This window comes from uncultured Kordia sp., assembly GCF_947489565.1.
GTDB lineage: Bacteria > Bacteroidota > Bacteroidia > Flavobacteriales > Flavobacteriaceae > Kordia.
Map to the genome: position 1 here is coordinate 76,068 of NZ_CANLEA010000021.1, position 17,252 is coordinate 93,319.

Annotated in this window: 20 protein-coding genes; 9 read left to right on the forward strand and 11 right to left on the reverse strand. The window is 33.4% G+C overall.

The features are described 5' to 3' along the window. Window positions 1-2,130 carry a methylmalonyl-CoA mutase gene (gene scpA / locus Q0845_RS22950; RefSeq protein WP_298518608.1) on the forward strand — a complete coding sequence of 710 codons (2,130 nt, stop codon included), beginning with the start codon at window positions 1-3 and terminating at the stop codon, window positions 2,128-2,130. A 192-nt stretch (window positions 2,131-2,322) separates the two neighbouring features. Here scpA and Q0845_RS22955 read toward each other — a convergent pair whose 3' ends face one another. Continuing rightward, entirely contained in the window at window positions 2,323-2,892 is a 570-nt protein-coding gene (locus Q0845_RS22955) for a hypothetical protein (RefSeq protein ID WP_298518611.1), read from the reverse strand. A 457-nt stretch (window positions 2,893-3,349) separates the two neighbouring features. Then, on the reverse strand, window positions 3,350-3,799 hold the full coding sequence (locus Q0845_RS22960) for a hypothetical protein (RefSeq protein WP_298518614.1): 450 nt from the start codon (window positions 3,797-3,799) through the stop codon (window positions 3,350-3,352). Between the two features lie 162 nt (window positions 3,800-3,961). Here Q0845_RS22960 and Q0845_RS22965 point away from each other — a divergent pair, with 162 nt between their 5' ends. Both Q0845_RS22965 and Q0845_RS22970 read left to right on the forward strand, forming a co-directional pair. After that, window positions 3,962-4,465 (forward strand): hypothetical protein, encoded by a 504-nt coding sequence (locus Q0845_RS22965; RefSeq protein ID WP_298518616.1) that lies wholly within the window; start codon window positions 3,962-3,964, stop codon window positions 4,463-4,465. 3 nt (window positions 4,466-4,468) lie between these two features. Continuing rightward, on the forward strand, window positions 4,469-5,074 hold the full coding sequence (locus Q0845_RS22970) for a carboxymuconolactone decarboxylase family protein (RefSeq protein WP_298518619.1): 606 nt from the start codon (window positions 4,469-4,471) through the stop codon (window positions 5,072-5,074). A gap of 27 nt (window positions 5,075-5,101) precedes the next feature. Here the strand turns inward: Q0845_RS22970 and Q0845_RS22975 are convergent, their stop codons facing one another. The 5 genes from Q0845_RS22975 to Q0845_RS22995 form a co-directional block, all read right to left on the reverse strand. Then, window positions 5,102-5,545, reverse strand: a complete 444-nt coding sequence (locus Q0845_RS22975; protein ID WP_298518622.1) for a hypothetical protein — start codon at window positions 5,543-5,545, stop codon at window positions 5,102-5,104. Window positions 5,546-5,578: 33 nt separating this feature from the next. Next, the gene (locus tag Q0845_RS22980) at window positions 5,579-6,145 is read right to left on the reverse strand and encodes a hypothetical protein (RefSeq protein WP_298518624.1); all 567 of its coding nucleotides are present in this window, start codon (window positions 6,143-6,145) and stop codon (window positions 5,579-5,581) included. A gap of 34 nt (window positions 6,146-6,179) precedes the next feature. Beyond that, window positions 6,180-6,737 carry a nuclear transport factor 2 family protein gene (locus tag Q0845_RS22985; RefSeq protein WP_298518627.1) on the reverse strand — a complete coding sequence of 186 codons (558 nt, stop codon included), beginning with the start codon at window positions 6,735-6,737 and terminating at the stop codon, window positions 6,180-6,182. Window positions 6,738-6,762: 25 nt separating this feature from the next. Further along, complete coding sequence (locus Q0845_RS22990; protein ID WP_298518630.1) at window positions 6,763-7,167, reverse strand: ester cyclase; 405 nt, start codon at window positions 7,165-7,167, stop codon at window positions 6,763-6,765. 244 nt (window positions 7,168-7,411) lie between these two features. Further along, complete coding sequence (locus Q0845_RS22995; RefSeq protein WP_367180689.1) at window positions 7,412-8,287, reverse strand: AraC family transcriptional regulator; 876 nt, start codon at window positions 8,285-8,287, stop codon at window positions 7,412-7,414. A 296-nt stretch (window positions 8,288-8,583) separates the two neighbouring features. On the opposite strand from Q0845_RS22995, the gene Q0845_RS23000 reads away from it, so the two are divergent. The 4 genes from Q0845_RS23000 (at window position 8,584) to gwsS (ending at window position 11,261) form a co-directional block, all read left to right on the forward strand. Further along, the gene (locus tag Q0845_RS23000) at window positions 8,584-8,817 is read left to right on the forward strand and encodes a hypothetical protein (RefSeq protein WP_298518633.1); all 234 of its coding nucleotides are present in this window, start codon (window positions 8,584-8,586) and stop codon (window positions 8,815-8,817) included. Window positions 8,818-8,983: 166 nt separating this feature from the next. Next, entirely contained in the window at window positions 8,984-9,943 is a 960-nt protein-coding gene (gene gwsG, locus Q0845_RS23005; RefSeq protein ID WP_298518636.1) for a grasp-with-spasm system ATP-grasp peptide maturase, read from the forward strand. After that, window positions 9,940-10,155 (forward strand): hypothetical protein, encoded by a 216-nt coding sequence (locus tag Q0845_RS23010; RefSeq protein WP_298518639.1) that lies wholly within the window; start codon window positions 9,940-9,942, stop codon window positions 10,153-10,155. Before gwsG ends, Q0845_RS23010 begins: the two co-directional genes overlap by 4 nt. Next, a complete protein-coding gene (gene gwsS / locus Q0845_RS23015; RefSeq protein WP_298518644.1) occupies window positions 10,143-11,261 on the forward strand; it encodes a grasp-with-spasm system SPASM domain peptide maturase in 1,119 nt (372 codons plus the stop codon). Before Q0845_RS23010 ends, gwsS begins: the two co-directional genes overlap by 13 nt. Window positions 11,262-11,298: 37 nt before the next feature. Here the strand turns inward: gwsS and Q0845_RS23020 are convergent, their stop codons facing one another. From Q0845_RS23020 to Q0845_RS23035, 4 genes are all read right to left on the reverse strand, one after another. Then, entirely contained in the window at window positions 11,299-12,144 is an 846-nt protein-coding gene (locus Q0845_RS23020) for an enoyl-CoA hydratase/isomerase family protein (RefSeq protein WP_298518647.1), read from the reverse strand. A gap of 18 nt (window positions 12,145-12,162) precedes the next feature. After that, window positions 12,163-12,498 (reverse strand): nuclear transport factor 2 family protein, encoded by a 336-nt coding sequence (locus tag Q0845_RS23025; protein ID WP_298518649.1) that lies wholly within the window; start codon window positions 12,496-12,498, stop codon window positions 12,163-12,165. A gap of 107 nt (window positions 12,499-12,605) precedes the next feature. Next, window positions 12,606-13,457, reverse strand: a complete 852-nt coding sequence (locus tag Q0845_RS23030) for an AraC family transcriptional regulator (RefSeq protein ID WP_298518652.1) — start codon at window positions 13,455-13,457, stop codon at window positions 12,606-12,608. Window positions 13,458-13,478: 21 nt separating this feature from the next. Beyond that, on the reverse strand, window positions 13,479-14,036 hold the full coding sequence (locus Q0845_RS23035) for a 1-acyl-sn-glycerol-3-phosphate acyltransferase (RefSeq protein WP_298518655.1): 558 nt from the start codon (window positions 14,034-14,036) through the stop codon (window positions 13,479-13,481). 195 nt (window positions 14,037-14,231) lie between these two features. Here Q0845_RS23035 and Q0845_RS23040 point away from each other — a divergent pair, with 195 nt between their 5' ends. Together Q0845_RS23040 and Q0845_RS23045 are read left to right on the forward strand one after the other, a co-directional pair. After that, window positions 14,232-15,812 (forward strand): hypothetical protein, encoded by a 1,581-nt coding sequence (locus Q0845_RS23040; RefSeq protein ID WP_298518657.1) that lies wholly within the window; start codon window positions 14,232-14,234, stop codon window positions 15,810-15,812. 20 nt (window positions 15,813-15,832) lie between these two features. Then, window positions 15,833-17,014 (forward strand): hypothetical protein, encoded by a 1,182-nt coding sequence (locus Q0845_RS23045; protein ID WP_298518687.1) that lies wholly within the window; start codon window positions 15,833-15,835, stop codon window positions 17,012-17,014. The last annotated feature ends 238 nt before the right edge of the window (window positions 17,015-17,252 follow it).

Consider the following 17,252-nt stretch of genomic DNA (forward strand, 5'->3'; position numbering starts at 1 on the left):
ATGAGCAGAAAAAATCTTCAACATATTACACTCGATAACGCTACGAAAACGTTTGAAAAATCAGAAACAACTGCTTCATTCAAAACAGCAGAAGATATTGATGTACAAACATCGTATAACAAAGAAGATCTGGACAATGTAGCACATCTTGATTTTGTAGCTGGAATTGCGCCAAATCTTCGTGGTCCATATTCTACCATGTATGTTCGTAGACCATGGACGATTCGTCAGTACGCAGGATTTTCAACGGCAGAAGAAAGTAATGCTTTTTACAGAAGAAACTTAGCTGCTGGACAAAAAGGATTGTCGGTTGCGTTCGATTTAGCAACACATCGCGGTTATGATAGCGATCATGAACGTGTAGTAGGCGATGTTGGAAAAGCTGGAGTTGCCATCGATTCTGTGGAAGACATGAAGATTCTTTTTGATCAAATTCCATTGGATAAAATGTCCGTTTCCATGACCATGAACGGTGCTGTATTACCAATTATGGCATTTTATATTGTAGCGGCAGAAGAACAAGGTGTAGAACCTGCACAATTGGCTGGAACCATTCAGAATGATATTCTAAAAGAATTCATGGTGCGTAATACATACATTTATCCACCAACACCATCAATGAAAATTATTTCTGATATTTTTGAATATACATCGGCAAACATGCCAAAATTCAACAGTATCAGTATTTCTGGATATCATATGCAGGAAGCTGGCGCAACCTGCGATATTGAGCTCGCATATACTTTAGCAGATGGTTTAGAATATATTCGTAAAGGATTGGCGGCAGGAATGGATATTGACACCTTTGCTCCTCGCCTTTCGTTTTTCTGGGCAATAGGAATGAATCATTTTATGGAAATTGCAAAGATGCGTGCAGCACGTATGTTGTGGGCAAAATTGGTCAAACAATTCAATCCGAAGAATCCAAAATCATTGTCTTTACGTACACACTGTCAAACCAGTGGTTGGAGTTTAACGGAGCAAGATCCTTTTAATAATGTAGCAAGAACTTGCATTGAAGCGGCGGCGGCAGCTTTTGGTGGCACACAAAGTTTGCATACCAATGCCTTAGATGAAGCCATTGCATTGCCAACTGACTTTTCTGCTAGAATTGCCCGTAACACACAAATATATTTACAAGAAGAAACCAAAATTACCAAGACGGTTGATCCTTGGGCAGGAAGTTATTATGTGGAAAAATTGACACATGAAATTGCTCACAAAGCCATGCAACTCATTGAAGAAGTTGAAGAACTTGGTGGAATGACCAAAGCTATTGAAGCTGGAATTCCAAAAATGCGTATTGAAGAAGCTGCGGCACGTAAACAAGCACGTATCGATTCTGGCCAGGATGTCATTGTTGGTGTGAATAAATATAGACTTGAAAAGGAAGATCCTTTACACATATTAGAAGTAGACAATCAAACGGTTCGAAATGCACAATTGGCGCGTTTGGATACATTGAAGAAAAACCGAAATGCTTCCGAAGTTACCGAAGTGCTCAACAAACTAACTGCTGCGGCAACTTCTGGTGATGAAAATTTACTAGCTTTAGCTGTTGATGCGGCGCGTAAACGGGCAACTTTAGGAGAAATATCAGATGCGATGGAAACCGTTTTCGGAAGGTATAAAGCACAAATTAAATCATTTTCAGGCGTGTATAGTAAAGAAATAAAAGACGATAGCTCGTTCCAAAAAGCGAAAGAAATGGCTGCTCAGTTTGCAGAAATGGAAGGTCGCCAACCGCGAATCATGATTGCAAAGATGGGACAAGACGGACACGATCGTGGTGCCAAAGTGGTGGCTACAGGATATGCGGACGTTGGTTTTGATGTTGACATCGGACCATTATTCCAAACACCTGCAGAAGCTGCCAAACAAGCCATGGAAAATGATGTACATATTCTAGGTGTTTCGTCTTTAGCTGCTGGACATAAAACCTTAGTTCCGCAAGTAATTGCTGAATTAAAAAAGTATGGTCGTGAAGATATTATGGTGATTGTTGGTGGTGTAATTCCGCATCAAGATTATGAATTCTTATTCGAAGCCGGCGCTGTAGCTGTATTTGGCCCTGGAACCAAAATTAGTGAAGCAGCCATTCAGTTGTTAGAGATTTTGATTGATGAATAATTCAAATAAAAAAACCGTCTAAAAAGGCTTAAAAACATGTCATTCTGAACTTGATTCAGAATCTCATCATATTGAATTTCAATGATAATGGTAAACCGAATCAAGTTCGGTTTGACGAAGTTTTGATTTTTTAAACAGTCTCTTTTTGATTCCAATTTTTGGATTCAGTTCACGGATATTTTTTATTTTGAATTAGAATACGCCTACTGCTACTGCATCGCTATTACTAATATCTGTTTTAGTACATTTCCCTCCATTTGCACAAGGAGAACAATATGGTAATCCAAGATTATCATTATCATATTTTACAGCACAGCCTTCAGGTTCATGAGAACATTCAGAAGTTGTACAGGTTATTTTACGTGCAGCTACGATTGCATGCGAAGCTCCCGATGCCAATTTTGAAGGTGATTTTATGATTTTTGCATAAAATGAGGTACGATATGTTTCCCCTTCAAACAGTAAATTGTAATCCTTTCCAATAGTTGCAATATACACACTAGTATACTTTTCGTTGATATCTGCATATTTTTTCATGTTTCCACTGAGTGTATTCAATGCTTTTTTTGTATCAAAAGTTAAATACGGCATTCCATCTTTTATGTACCCAATTTCTACCCAATCAGCATCTATTGTAGGCAACTTAAATTTTGCTGTATTTTCATCATCTGAATTTGTTGCTGTTTGATCACTGGTACAACCAGTTAGCAAAAAGGCAAACGCAAGAACAATCACTGGTAAGTTTTTTATTATTTTTTTCATGGTTTTTTGGTTATTTTCTATCCTTTAGATAGAACGAGGTTGGCATCCAACTCACTACGCAGTTACAGAATATAATTAAAGCTCGGAATGTATTTTTTAGTTTTACTTGGTGTTTAAAATTCAATTCACCATTTTTCATAATTGTGAGGTGTCAACACACGTTTCAAATGACATTTATAACGATTTACGTGCGATACAGGAAGAGAGTTTTCTATTTTAAACACAATCAAATCTCGGGAATCTTAAAATCTGATTACTTCTAAAAGTACAAAAAAATACACTAATAATCAAATACTTACGAATGAGTTTACATTCAAAAACTTAAACTAAACCAATTTTTATATTTTGAAAATGTTGCTTTTAGTGAAGATATTAAGACGATTTCTGCATTAAAATTTCAGATCAGAAATATGAAGTTTATATTTTGAAACTACTTGTAAACTATAGAACATTTTCATTATTTCCCATACCAATCTATTTCAAATTCTTTTAGTAAAATATCCATTGGTTTTGTTACGTGCCTGTTCTTAAATAATTCCGTTTCATGTCTGCTTTGTTTTCCTCCACCAACACGTATTAATACATCAATATAACGTACAAAATCTTGCGACTCATCACCAAATCGATTTCCGCTAATGATTTTCTTTTTTACAGGATAAACGCCACTTCGAACTCTCAAGGCTTGTTTTGCTGAAAATCCAACCGTAACAAAACCAAATTCATCTGCCAATTCATACGCTATTTTAGGAATACCAGAATTTGTATAACCACTCACAATTTCAATGATGTCGTCTGAGTGTTTCTCTTTGAGTTTTTGAAATTCAGTATACAATATGTCACGAGCAGCTTTTTTATCAAATTGATTTCTGCTAAATCCTACAACACCATATTTTACGATTGACTTCACTTTTTCAGGAATACATTCTTTATTTAGCGTTAAAATTACACAAATATTTTTTCAGCACCAATTTCATGTTAAAAATTTTATCTTTTTCCATGAGAAACTCCTGTTTATCTGTTTGTTTTTATACTTTCGTTCGACTGATTCTTATATACTAAAACCGATCTCATGAAAAAAATACTTTTGATTACCGTTTTTATGTTAAGTTTCAGTGGACTTTCTGCCCAAAATATGGACAATACCAAACTTGGAGCATTGTTAACGAAAAACTCAGATACCATTCAAGGACAAGAAGGAAATTGGCGTTTTGCTATTAATGATCGACTTTTTATTTGTTTGACAGACGAAAAAAACAATCGCATGCGTATTATTTCTCCGATCACAGAAGTTTCTACCGTTGATGAAACCATCTTGAAAAATTGCTTAACCGCAAACTTTCATACTGCCTTAGACGTGAAGTATGCCATTTCTGATGATATTCTTTGGTCTGTGTTCATTCATCCATTAAAAGAACTTTCAGACGCACAAGTTATTGATGCCGTCTCGCAAGTTTATAATGCCAATTACACATTCGGAACGATTTACTCAAGTACCAATTTATCGTTTCCGGGCGCACTTGGACAAGAAAAAGATAAACCAAAAGAACAAAAACTTAAAAAACGAAAAATATAATTCATGAGCTGGATACACATTATTCCATTTGATAAAGCTACTGGAAAACTCAAATCGATTTACAACAAAATTAAAGGTCCAAACAATCAAATTGATAATGTTTTGGGCATTCATAGTTTGCGTCCGCATACACTCACAGGACATGTAAGTTTGTATAAAAATACGCTGCATCATGCAAGCAATACATTTCCTAATTGGTTTTTAGAATTATTAGGTACGTATACAAGTTTTATTAATAAATGTGACTATTGCTACGAACATCATTTTGCAGGAATGAAACGTTTTTTAAACGACGACGTCAAAGCTGCATCCATCAAAGAACATATTGAAAACGATTCTTTAGCCAGTATTTTATCTGAAAAAGAAATGATTTTAGTGAATTATGCCCATAAATTGACCTTCGCTGCCGCAGATTTAACACGTGCAGATATTGATGAAATTCGTAGTTTCGGTTATGATGATGGTGAAATTTTAGAAGTCAATCAAGTTGTAGCTTATTTTAATTACGCCAACCGTACAGTTTTAGGTTTGGGGGTAAATACGGCTGGCGAAATTTTAGGTTTATCACCTAGTAATAAAGATGACGAATCTTCTTGGGAACATCATTAGACACCAAATTTTGTTGATAGATTTAGTTTACTTTCTCTCAATTTTAAAGAAAAGTTGATAGTATTTAGGGACGAGTAAAAGGATTAGAAACACAATATCCAGAACCGTTTGAATGGCTGGTATTAGGTATGGATTCATTCCTTCTTCAACAATAGAAGGCGGTCCAACGATGGTTGTCGTTGTAAAATTTCCGATATGATCTACAATAGAAATTGCCATATACACTACAGTAGCAACCCAAGTAAACAAACCGCGCCATTTTATAAGTCCAACAATAAGAGGCACTGCAAAAACTGCCGCAAATATATCCAAATAAGCAGGATACATCCATGCTTTTGATTCAACATCCTCATTGATATCATTAATTAATACAAGAGCAATGAACCTAGATATTTGTAGTAGAATCCAAATAATTAATCCGATAAAAAATACTTTTTCATCACGTTTGAACTCTTTAAATTTAGTGGCCATATTTTTATATAAAATCAAATATTTATAATGATATTAATTTAGCGTAATGCTAAAAGCTGCCCCTGGACTTACATCAAAACCTTCTCCTATTTCTACTACAATTACCGTTTCAGAATCGATTCGTAAGTTGACAGCGTTTGTACTGCTTGAAAAACCTGAAATGTTGTGTGGTTGTGAAAACGTAAAATAGTATCGATCAAATTTACCTGCTGGAAAAACACCAAATACATCTGCAATATTTGACCAAAATGGATCGTCAATTGCCGCGATAAGTGCATATTCTATAGTATTACTTGTAAAGTTTATATTGTACAATCCGCTTATATCGCCTGCAGGAGTTCCATTTTGAGCTAATGCCGTTGCAAATTCTGTGGTATCATTTGAAAGTGTTGCAAATTCGTCATACGCATCATCAGCTTGTCCAAATAAACTTGGGTAGGTATTTTCGTTTTCACCTGGATCTTGTAATGTATTCCTCAACGTAATATTCACACCTTCGCTTAATGGTGGTAATTGTGTAGTATTATCATCATCACTATCACAAGATAATAATGTGAGACTACTTATAATGGCAAGGAATGTTATTTTGATATTTTTCATGTTTCTTATATTTCTTATGTTTTTATTCGTAGGTTTATTTATCATGATACACTTTAGAAACCTCATAACTATCTTCAAACCAATTCCATAGTATTACTTTCCCATCTTTAACTTTTACTCGTAAAGCGTATGTAAATTCTTTTGTTTCTTTATTTGAATTGGTTAATAAACCTATCATTTGTCCAAAATAAGCTGCCGTATCTCCATTAGCGATTGCATCTGTTGGTTGCCATTTTTTGGTGATGAAGTTTTTGCCAAAAACAGGAAAAAAATCTTCCAATATTGCTTTCTTTCCATTCCAAGGTCCAATCCATGGTAAACTAGAATCTCCAGCATTTTGCCACACCATATCTTCATGCATTAAATTCTTCATTGCTTCCATATCGCCTTTTCCCATTGCGCCCATAAATGCATTTGCGATTTTTAGTGTTTCTTCTCCTTGTAATTCCATATCGCTTTTTGTTATAGGTGAAACTGTTTTTTCTGTTTTAGCACTTTCAGTAGCTTTGCTTGTTTCAATACATCCAATAAAAGTGCATAAAAACACAACGGCTAGTACGCCAAAAACGGCATTTCTCTTTATCGTATTCATTTCGTAAAAAATTAGTTGTTAGTGATTATTGTAGTTGTTTCATGGCTGTTCCCCAGTCTTCCAAATGATATACTTCCACATCTTTTCCATCTATTATCGTATGGATGTCAATAGTCATAATGCTGAATGATTTTGTTCCATCAGTTGGTAATCCCATAAAATCGCCGTTAGGAGTTCCTGTTACTAGACTTCTTACAGTGTATCTGTTGCCTTCATTAAGGATTTCTTGAGGCATCCATTTCAGGTCTGGAATTAGTTTCCAAAAGAAGCCTAATTGTCCAATAAGTTCTTCTTTAGATTTGTTTTGTACGGAACCTTTAGAGACAAAGTTATCTGCCAAAATATCGCTTAATACAACAGCTGGAGTTGTCTCAGTGTTTACCGTAAGTGCTTTTTCATAAAATGCATTTATTACTTCTTTGTTTGTCATGTTTATATCTTTAATTGATTAACACCACAAATGTAAAATCGCAAAATATTTTGCTCATGGTAAGAAATAATCTAAATACTGTAAAAAAGGGAAAATATAATTATGCAGATATTCTCTAAGGCATTTACCTCTTTGTATTTATCATACAAATTTCACTGTAAATAATACAAAAAAGAATCAAAAAGCGAGTTTCCAATTCATTTTAACCACTAAACACACAGGCAAAAACTGTAAAAAAAGGAATTCACGTGTGCTTTTCCCTAAACTGATTCGGAGAAAGCGACGTATTTTTTTTGAAATACTTAAAGAAGTTGGTTGGATCGTCAAATCCTGCTTCATAGGCAATTTCGCCAATAGATAATTCAGTATTCACCAGAAGACGTTTGATTTGGGTAATAACAATATCGTCAATTAAAGATTTTGCCGATTTTTCAATCGTAGCTTTTACAATATTATTCAATGTTTTTGGTGTAATTGACATTTGTTCTGCATAGTGCAATGCTGTTCTGCTTTCAAACCATTGCGCTTCAATTAAACTTTGAAACTTTAGAAATTGATTCAAATATTTTGTGTTAGTATACACTTTTTTATCTTTTACTTTTTCACGATATATTTTTGATAATAAGATATGTAACAAGCTTCTTTTTACACTAGAAGTATACAAGTCTTTTTCAACGTTCATCTCGTTATTTAACTGCTCTAAAATAATTTCTATCTCTAAAAAAGTAGAAGCATTTACTTCAATTTTTGGAGATTCAATTAGTTCATTAAATAATTGAAGTGCTTTGAGTCCTTCATTTTTACCAATATGTTTTATGATGAAATCATCGGTAAAAGCCAGTAAAGTTCCATCGGCTCCGCTATCTGTAAATTTGTGTATTACACCTTTTCTTAAAGAAAAAATTGTTCCTTTTTTATAGGAATACGTTTTGTAATTTATCGTGTGTGTTCCTTCTCCTGCTGTAATGACAAACAACACATAAAAAGAGAGTTTATGATTTTCCGTTGGTTTATGATCTTTGGGTGATTTCTTAAAAATTTCACGAAGAGGAACTATATCAAAAAAAGATTTTGGGTTGGATGAATTTTGATACGCTATGGTTGGTGTCTTTTTAATAATGCTCTTGTATTATGATGTTACAGTTACTAGCAAGAAATATTTAGATAAATATAGTACAAAATAAAGAAGTGCAATTTTCTTTTTTACATACTACGAACACTTTAACAAAAGGTACTACAAAAAAATACTACATATTGCAGTATTTACAACCTTCACATTATCAGTAATTTACAAATCAACAACCTACATACCATATCAAACTGGTATACGAAACGTTTTGCTGCGCAGCATTTCGAAGGTGTTAGCTGAAAAACCTTGTACGAACAGAGTAAGCACATGTAAATCAAAACTTAATTATGAAAAAATTAGAAAGTTTAAAAAACGGAAAATTCAAAGCAAAAGAATTAAAAAATGCAGGAAGTATTGTAGGAGCAACTGATTTATCAGATGGCGCTTCTTCGTCATTTAGAACAAGTAGAACATTTTTAACAAACTGTCCGCCACATCCAGCAATGTTAGATCATCACAGTGATATTAAATTTGATCATAGTCATGGTCCAATTGACGATGTAAACAATTCTACCTTATAATATAAGGAACTAGAAGAGGTTGTCTGAAAAGGTAAAATTTCGTTGAACTGAACGCGATTCAGTTTCTCATCACAATTAATAAATCGGTCTAATGAGATGTTGGATCAAGTTCAGAAAGACGCTATCAAAACCACTTAGACAACTTCTTTTATACCTTTTTCTAGATATGATTTTAATTAAATCAAATGCAGACGATTATTCCACTACGCAAGTTGTAAAATGGTTGAAACAGTATAACGCAGATGTTTTACGATTGAATGATACGACGTTTTTAAAAGACTTAAAGCTTCATAATAACAACGTTTCGTTTTCATATAATGATGCTACAATTGCACTTTCTGAAGTTTCAAAATATTGGTATCGACGTGGAAGATGGGATACGTTTCAAAGAAAAAATCTGCACCAAATAACCGACAAAACGTTTCATAGGTATCTTAATTATTTTAATAAAGAAGCTGAACGCGATGTAGTACATACGATTGAAACTTTACTTGCAGAAAAATCACTAAATCGACATGAAACCTCAGCAAATATTAATAAACTAGCGGTTTTAGCAAGTTGTAAAACGCTAAAAATTATTACACCTGACACCTTAGTTACGAATTCAAAAACGGTTTTAAAAGATTTTGTTGTACAACATGGAGAAGTCATCACCAAAGCTGTCAATAATCTAGACCCGAATATAAAAGGAGATGTTTTTGCAGATGTAATGACCAAAAAAATTACGTTGGAAACCTTGGCAAAATTGCCAGAACGATTTAATGTAAGCTTGTTTCAGAATTTGGTGGCAAAGAAGTTTGAAATTCGGACATTCTTTTTCATTGACACTTTTTATTCGATGGCCATTTTTTCACAGAATGACGATCAAACGAAAGTTGATTTTAGAAATTACAATATGAAAGCGCCCAATAGATGCGTTCCGTATCAATTGCCAACTTTATTGGAAACTAAACTGAGGAAATTACTAGAAATCTATGAACTGAATTCCGCTTCGTTAGATATTATTTACACTACCGAAGACGAATATAGTTTTCTAGAAATCAACCCGATAGGACAATACGATATGACTTCTAAACCTTGTAATTACTTTTTAGATGAAGTGATTGCCAATTATTTATCATCATGAAAGACGCACAAATTATTGAAGCCTTACAACGGCAAATGCAGGAAACTCCTGAGTTATTTGAAGCGGTGTTTTTTCTATCAGAACTCAAAGGTCGTGGCAATCTTTTGGAACACGCAGGACAAATTAAAGTGATTTCGTTGCCTACGTACCAAACCGATTATCATCCTGTAGACACCAAATATTATAAACCCATTTCAAGATGTTTTCACTAGAACTCAAACAAAGTGATCAATATTTGCTTCTTTTTGCAGCGTGTTTGATCACGAAAGGACATAACAGAGCATTGCTTACCGACAGTCAACGCGGAAAATTTGATTTGATTCCGAATGACATGTTGGACTTTATTGAAAATGCAAAACGCTATTCCATCAAAACTTTATTTAAAATTTATGGTGAGGAAAATAGTGAGATTGTAGAAAGTTATGTGTCCTATATTTTGGAGAATGAGTATGGTTTTTTGGCCGATGAAAAGATTCGTCATAATTTCCCTGAGATTAAAATTGATTGGAAAAGTCCGTCCACAATTACCAACAGTATTATTGACATCAAAGATTTTGAACACACGAAAACCTATTACGAACGCATCATTTCTCAATTAAACGCCTTGCAATGTGAAGCTTTACAAATTCGTTCGTACACTTCATTACACATAGAACAATTACAGTATTTGGCAACCTGCGTTCAGGAAACTTCGATTGAATATCTAGAAATTTATGTAAAAGATCATGACGAATTACCTTTAGACAAACTGATCCGATTGTTACAAGAACATACCAAAATATCAAACCTTATTGTACATTCTGCTAGTAAAAATGATGAATATGACGTTATCAAAAAACTATCTTCCATTTATCACACTACGCAAGAATTGACAGATGAAACCTGTTGCGGTTTGGTGGAAAAGCAATATTTCAATGCTGTAAAAGATCATTATATGGAAGCGCATTTTTACAACAGTTGCTTGAATAGAAAAATATCCGTGGACGCGAATGGAATATTGAAAAATTGTCCTTCGATGCAAACTTCCTATGGAAATGCGTTAGATACAAATTTGGTAGACATCATTAGTAATGAAGACTTTACATCTGCATGGAATTTAAAAAAGGATTTTGTATTGACTTGCCAAGAGTGTGAATTTCGCTATATCTGTACTGATTGTCGCGCCTATGTGGAAGATCCTGAAAATCGATATTCAAAACCTTTGAAATGTGGATACGATCCGCATACGAATGAATGGTCTTCTTGGGAAGAAAATCCTTTGAAACAAAAAGCTATAGAACACTACGAATTAAAAAATATAAAACGAATACTCTCATAAAAAGAGCATTCGTTTTCGTTTTACTTTTGAGTATGTATTAATTGATTTCTTGTAAATCGATCAACATATTTTCCCAGTTTTTCTGGTTGTCATGGTCAAACTGTGCACCATTTTCATCTGCGATTGTAAATCGTTTAATCGCTGGAGTTTTGCTAGTTGCTTGGAATAATTGATACGCTTCTTCTTGTAAAGCTGCTGCAATAGGCAAATCGATAGAAGCATACACAGCACGTTTACAAGCTTCAATAGATTCCGCCGGGAATTTTGAAATACGTTCAGCCAATGCATCTACATACGGTCCTATTTCATCTGCATCCAATGCTTTGTTGATGGTACCAAACTTTTCAGCTTCATCCGCATCCCAATCACGTGCTCCTAAAATAATTTCTAAGGCTTTTCCAAGTCCAGCTTGTCTTGCCATACGAGAAGCGCCTCCACCACAAGGTAAGATTCCCATACCAACTTCCATTTGCATGAATTTAGCTTTTCCTCTAGCTGCAAAACGCATGTCTAACGCCAATGCCATTTCGTGTCCACCACCACGTGCAAATCCTTCTATTTTAGCAATTGTTGCCTGTGGTACGTTGCTCAATCTTTCGAGTACTGATTGTAAATCTAGCAACTTCACTTCGTTTCTTGGAACTGCTTCTGTAGACATATCTCTTAAAAGATTCGTATCGTAATGACAAACCCAATACCCAGGATTTGACGATTGAAAAACAACTACTTTTACGCTTCTATCGCGTTCTAAACGTAAACAAAGACTGCTTAAATCTGCTAGCATTTCTTGTCCTTGAACGTTTACAGGTCCAAAATTGATTGTTACGGTTAAAACTGCTCCTTTTTGTTCAGCTTTAAATGTTTGAAAATTCTTGTAATCCATTATATCTATATTTAAAAATTAATTGTTTATTGCTGCAAATGTGTGTTGTTTGATTTTACCTTTTTCAATGATATAGGTATCTGTTGCCAGCAATATGTTGAGATGTTTATTTTTTCCACGCCAAACGAAATACACAACATTGTCATGTGTTTCTTGTTTGATGGTTACAAACTCAAAACCTTCAAAATTGGGAAGAAACTCCTTGTAAAAATTAAAGATTTCAGTGCGTCCTTTATACGTATAATCGGGAGTCACAAATAAAGCGTCGTCTGCATAATCTTCTATGACTTGAGACGGATCAAGTGTATCAACCGCTTTCATATGACTCTCAAAGACTTCTTGTGGTTCTTTCATTATAAATTTGTTTTGGTAAAAAAATTATAATGCAAATGTACCTTAGGTCTTAAGGTTGTGTTTTGTAAGAAGAAAAGAGGTTTTAGTAAAAAACGAGGATTGTATATCTACTCCGTTTTTAAGCTTATTTTGTAGTTTCCTGCCGTCATTCCTTTGTAGCTTTGAAAAGTTTTATCTAAATGACTGCTGTCTGTAAATCCGAGTTCTTGCGCAATTTCCGTAACGGTTAAGTCCGTATACTTAAGTCGAGTTTCAGCCAATTTAATTTTATACGTAAGAATATATTTTTTTAAACTTATGTCCATTTCTCGCTTAAAAAATTCACTCACATAATTTTCAGAAAGATGAAACTGATGTGCAATTTCTTTTTTGGATAGCTTTTTGGAATCGTGAATATGATAGTGGATATAGTTGATAATATCCTGAATTTTAGAATCCGTTATTTTTAAAGATACAAAACTTACATTTCTGGAAATGATGTGTAATATAGAATGTAACGTAGATTTTAGTATGGCTTCATTTTTAAGATGATCGTCGTTATATTCATTACAAAGCACTGTAAACAAGGAATAAATACTACTTTCATCTGTTTTTGATTGTAATGTAATATGTGATGTTCGATTGGCACTGTGCAAGATGGTTTCTATCTTTTTGAACCATTCTTTCCGTTGTGTGTGATTTTCATCAAATGAAGAATTATTAAAAAAGCTATACAGAAATTTTATTGTAGAAACCGAAGTTGGTTGTTCAATTTCAAAGTTGTACTTATCATTCGGGATTAAGATAAATATTTGATTGTCATTATATCGTACCTTATGTTCATTAATCACCAAAGTTCCAGCGCCTTTTTCAATAAACAAGATCTCAAAAAAACGTATAGGCATATACTTACAAAAAGCTAGAAACATGGTTTCTTCAAACTTTTCGATCACTATATTTTCAAAAATGGTTCTTGGCATTTTTAAGTATGCTAATTGATGTTATCCTTTATAACCAAAGCTTTTTTCTGGAATTTTTCCAACAACACCTTCAAAGAATTTATAGATATAAGCGAAGTCCGCTTTCATATCATCTGTTGGATAAAAGAGCTTGTCAATTTTCACTTCTTTCTTTCCAAAGTCAAAAGCAACTAAGGTAATTGGCACTTTGGCTTCTTTGGCAATATAATAAAAACCTGTACGAAGTTCATTGACAAATTTACGAGTTCCTTCTGGCGCCAAGGTCAATCGGAATTCTTCTTTTCCTTTAAAAACAGCAGCAATGGCTTGTACTTTGTTTTGTCCTGGTGTTCTATCAATTGGTGCGCCGCCTGTCCAACGAAAATACCATCCAAACGGAAAACGGAACAATTCCTTTTTTCCAACATAATTAATTTTTGTTTTGGTGATACTACGAATCATGAGTCCGATGAAGAAATCATGCCAACTTGTATGCGGAACAACGGCAACAATACACTTCTTCACTTCTTCAGAAAAAGAACCTTTAATCTTCCAACCCATGAGTTTGAAATAAATGAATTTGTAGATAGCTCGCATCATCTGGGGAATTTTTAAATTTAATTTAGCTTTTAATAGGAGTGTAAAGTTAATGAAGTTTCAAGGATTGAACTATTTAATTGCCACTTATTCTATCTATTAGATTAAATACCTGTTTACTCATTTAAACGACCTATTGCCGCATTGTAGCTTTTATATAAGCTTAAAGAAATTTATTTTTAACGAAAATCAATACTCATGAAATTATTAAAATTTTCCGTTTTTTGTTTCTTATTTCATATAACAAACCTACATGCACAACATTCGGTAAATGTATCTAATATTGATGTTTTAGGTTTTGATAGTGAACTCTATGTATCCATGTATCAAAAAGTTGGAGAAAATGCATATACCTATTCTGAATTGTATATTGATGACGATGACGACGGATTTTATAAAATAGCTATTGACAAAGAAGATAAACATCAATATACGCTAGAAGATATTAAGAAAGAACATGAAAAAATTCTATTTGTGGCTGATATTGCTCCAACTCCTTTTAGTTCTTGGCAACAACAGGATTGGTTGCTACAATATGAAGAAAGTACTGCTGATGAGCCGCATCTTGTAAAATTTAAAGACCACGGATTTTCTACATTTGAAGAATTAGAAATTACAGATACGGCTGCTACCAACAATTCAAATCCTTCTCAATGGGAAATTATGGATGGATATTGGCTTTTAAATATTATTGTTGATTTTGGAGATGGAAAACAAATCGTTCTTTTGACTGAAGATGATAATATTTATTTTGCCTGTATTCCGTTAAAAGATGGTATGAAGGTTTTATCAGATGAAGCAGAAGTTTTGGATGTAATTCCTGTATCAAAAGATACATATTTTGTTGATTTTTATAACTCTATGAAAGGCTTTGAGATTAGCAATATCTATGCGATTGAAAAAAATGCTTCTCAAAAATATAGTGTGTATGATTATTTAAAGAAAGATTTGCTAAACGCCAGTTATGACACCATTCTATACAACGAATATTATCTCATTGGGAAAACAACTACTTCCTATACACTTTACAATACATTGTTAGAAAAACTTAAGACTCCATTGATAAAAAAAGCGCATCTAAAAGATAATTACCTTGAAGTACTGGCTGAAAATGACGCTTATTATTATGATAATTTAGGCAATGTTTTTAGAGAAATGCCCGAAAGTCTTCCTATGGTTTTGTGCGGAACCGTAAATTCTATACAATACGAACTGATCAGAGATGAACATTCCAAGTCGCAACACGGCATAAAAATTACAGAAGGCGGCATGGCAAGTACTTTTGATGAAATAAAAGAATTCATCTTTACAGACATCAACAAGCGACATGAAATCAGTTTTCTGGATAATTCTTCCAAGCAATATTGGGATGAAAATGATCAGTTTACGGGAGCTGTTTCTGGGTTTCCAAACTATATAAAAGTTCAAAAAGGAAAAAAGTATGGAATCCGCTCGTATTCGTATACAATGCAGGATGATATGTTTACAGCAGATACCATCAACAATCCTAATTCGTATAAGAAACAAATTATTCACAAAATCCCTGATTTAATTACGACGGTAGAAGAATTGCCTATAAAGTATGACGCTATTACAATTAGCAAACACGGCTTGATTCTTTTCTACAAAGACAACAAAGTGGGCATTTTTCCAAAACAGAAAAAACCAACGTATGAACTGCTTGAAAAAGTCACAAAATCATTCTACAAAATCATCAAAAACGGAAAATCGGGTTGGTTAGATATTACAACGATGGAAGAGTTTTTTTTTGATGACTAACACTTTTAAACCTATTTCTTATGAAACTTTTTATACAACTGTTGACAATTCTTGTTATAAGCTGCGTTAAAATGCAAGCACAGCATATCATTAAAGTTCCTAACATTCATTTGATAGCACACAATGAAAAAACTCTTATGATGTATGAACAAGTTGGTTTGAATACATTCAAAGAAATAGACATGGAATACCGCAACTTGAATAACATTTCTAGAAGACTACATATTGACCGAGATGGCTTGACATATTCCCTAGAACAATTACAATCTCGATACACAACAGTTTTATTTGTAGGTCACTTAAGATCCAATGGTTTTGAAGATTTAAAAAATAAGCAATGGTTCGTAAATACGAAAATCATACAACCTCATGAACGCCATATTTTTAAATTTACAGATTCTAATTTTGTTACATATCAAGAATTTGAAACATCGATCACTAATGACATTCCTGATAAGTATGAAACTCCTTATAAGGTAATTCGCGCTTCCATGTTGGAACAGCAACCTACGATAGGATATTGGCGTATTATTGACCAAGTTTGGTATCAACCGATCATTCTAGATTTTGGCAATGAAAAGCAGATTATTTTATTAAATAATCATATTGATAGCGATTTTGTATTTATTCCACTTATGGACGAGATAAAAATAATTTCAGAAGAAATTGATATCAAAAAAACTGTTGAAATTCAGAAACATTCACCTTCATTTAGTCCGTATGATTATTTTGATCATTTCAAATTTTCAAAACTTTATAAAAAAGCAATCACCAAGAACAATACATATCGCATTCTTGATCTTTTTGGGAATGATTTGTTAGAAAAAACTTTCGATCGTATTGAGCATAACAACTACTATATTGTTGGTGAAAACGATGGTTCATATACAGTGTATGATCTTTTATTAAACGAATTAGAGTTTCCGAATATTCAAAAGTATTATTTTAATGAATATGGATTGGAAGTACTAACTAAAGACGAAGCATACTATAGTATTGAAGGTTTTCGAGAAACAAAATATCCAATTAAAATTGGTGGAAAAACAAACGGAAACAACCCTATAATTAGTGTTTTTCCAAAACAGAAAAAACTAACATACGAACTGCTTGAAAAAGTCACAAAATCATTCTACAAAATCATCAAAAACGGAAAATCGGGTTGGTTAGATATTACAACGATGGAAGAGTTTTTTTTTGATTGACGATTGTTGATTGTTGAGTAACGATTTTATTTTTATTGAAACTTCTTTGTTTCATAGTACTTCTCGATACAACAAATCAGAGATTTGCCACTCGAAGTGACGTTTGGAAAATGCTAAATCATGAATGTTGAATTTTAATTCAAAGAGCATTTTAAGATAACAAGCGAAGCGATCAAAAAGCGAAGCGATCAAAAAGCGAAGCGATCAAAAAGCGAAGCGATCAAAAAGCGAAGCGATC